Origin of the sequence: Mucilaginibacter sp. (assembly GCF_036383575.1) — a bacterium.
Lineage (GTDB): Bacteria > Bacteroidota > Bacteroidia > Sphingobacteriales > Sphingobacteriaceae > Mucilaginibacter.
On sequence record NZ_DASVOB010000801.1, the window covers coordinates 1 to 2,455 of the forward strand.

At 45.7% G+C, this 2,455-nt stretch carries 1 protein-coding gene; it reads right to left on the bottom strand.

Annotated elements, in window-relative coordinates; translation table 11 throughout:
• Positions 1-222: 222 nt before the first annotated feature.
• Positions 223-2,400 carry a glycoside hydrolase family 3 protein gene (locus tag VF500_RS28580; RefSeq protein WP_330862918.1) on the bottom strand — a complete coding sequence of 726 codons (2,178 nt, stop codon included), beginning with the start codon at positions 2,398-2,400 and terminating at the stop codon, positions 223-225.
• Positions 2,401-2,455: the final 55 nt, after the last annotated feature.

The following is a 2,455-nucleotide window of genomic DNA, read 5'->3' on the forward strand; positions in this document are numbered from 1 at the left end:
AGGATGCAGAAGTACAAAAGGCAAGAAAGCTTGCTCGTCTGCAAAAAGAAGCTCAAAAACTCGGTCTTACTCTCCAAAATGCAGCTTGATTATGAATGATTTACATGCACGTCATTATAAGGTACGAAGCAATCCCAAACTGTACAGGGCGGACCTGCTAATAGGGGATTGCTTCGTACCTCGCAATGACGCTTTTATATAACTATTTCTTTAAACTGCTTCTTAATTAGTTACCTTAAAATCAGCCGTCAGCTTTTCATCCTGTGAACTGCTGCCCAATACCAGCTTATAGCTGCCCGGATAAAGTTTCCATTTATGTGTTGCAAGGTCCCATTTCTGCAGATCCTGAACAGGAATCTTTAAGGTAACTGAACCTTCTTTATCCTGCTCCAGGCTGACGCGTTTAAAGCTTTTCAACTCTTTAACCGGCATCCTGTCGATGTTTGGATACTTGATATAAGCCTGTACCACCTCATCGCCATTAAACTTGCCGGTATTTTTAACATTTACAGTCACAGCAACGGTATCAGCTTTTTTATAAGTAGTTTTCAATTTGCTGCCAAGGGTGTAGTTAAACGTTGTATAACTTAAACCAAAACCAAAAGGATATTGCACCGGACCGGTGTAATAGCGGTAAGTGCGGCCTTTCATATTGTAATCGCTGTAGTCGGGCAAATCGCTCATGTCTTTATAAAAGGTAAGCGGGAGGTGACCAGATGGCGAAACATCGCCAAAAATGATATCAGCTAATGCATTCCCACCTTGTTCGCCGGGGTACCAGGCAAATATAATGGCATCGGCATAAGGCTCAATGGCCGATACATCAACATCGCTGCCAGCAGTAATTACTGCTACAAGCGGCTTGTTTTTTACGCTTTTGCGTAGCTCTTTCATAAAGGCTATTTCACTGGCGGGCAGGCTCAGGTTCTTTTTGTCGCCGCCACTTTCAGACAGGAAAGCATCCCCTGCTTCACCCTCCAAAACAGGGGAGAGGCCTATTACCGCAATGGTAGCATCGGCATTGCCGGCTGCCCAGGTCCCACCAAAGTGGGTAGTGTCTTTATAATCGCAGCCCAGGTCATATTCTACGCGGGTCGCTTTGTCAACCGCGCCTGTTATGCCTTCAACAAAATTGATCACTTTGCTGCTGGTGCCGTGGTAATTGGCTATCATGGCATCAAGTGAAGCCGCGTTTGGCCCAACCACCATAATGCTTGAATAATTACTTTTTTTGAACGGCAAAACATTATTGTTGTTCTTTAACAATACCATACTTTGCTGTGCCACTTTCCGGGCTAAGGCCTGATGTTGTTCATTATGAACACTATCGGCACCATAAGCATAATATGGGTTGGCGGCGGCGTCATCATAAAAGCCCAGTTTAAATTCGGTACGTAAAATGGCGCTTAGGGCCTGGTCAACATCCTTTTCGGTAAGTAGGCCTTGTTTAATTGCTTTGATACCATCGTTTTGTAAAATAGATGAACAATCCAGGTCGACGCCGGCTTTGATCGCGGCTGCGGCTACTTCAACTGCGGTTGGCAGTGTTTTGTGGGTGAGGTAAACATCATCCAAAGCACCACAATCGGTAACTACGTGGCCGTTGAAACCCCATTCTTTCCGTAAGATGTCGGTAAGCAGCACTTTATTGATAGAGTTTGGTACGCCGTTAACCCGGTTGTATGCACTCATTACCGATTCAACATGATTTTTAACCAGCTCGTGAAAAGCATACAGGTAAGTTTCACGCAGGTCTTTTTCATCAACTTTGGCATCAAATTTATCGCGGGTAGCTTCAGGGCCGCTGTGCACTGCAAAATGTTTTGCTGTAGCCGATGCTTTCAGGTATTTAGGATCATCACCCTGTAAGCCTTTAACAAAAGCTGAGCCCATGCGACCGGTCAGGAATGGGTCTTCGCCGTAAGTTTCCTGGCCGCGGCCCCAGCGTGGATCGCGAAAAATGTTGATGTTGGGTGTCCAGAAGGTGAGGCCCATGTATTGCAGGTGTCTGTCCTGCGCGATGGCCAGGTTATATTTTGCACGGGCTTCGGTTGATATGGCAGTTGATACCTGCTTTAACAGATCTTCATTAAAGGTTGCCGACATGCCAATGGCCTGCGGGAATACGGTTGCTTCTCCGGCGCGGGCTACGCCGTGTAAAGCCTCGTTCCACCAGTTGTAGGCCGGGATGCCCAAACGGGGTACGGCCTGGCTGCGGTAGCCTAACAGGGAGATCTTTTCTTCAAGGGTTAATTTCGACAAAAGGTCTTTTACACGTAAATCAATCGATTGCGAAGCGTCTTTGTAAAAAGGAACCTGCGCATTTGCGGTAGAAAATTTTAGTAACGCCGCAAGCATTACTAAACAGCATAGGAGTTTGTGTTTTATGGTGGAAGCCATCTTTGTGTTATTTATTTTTTGAGTTTAAAGTTAACATTTATTCCGTAAGTATGCG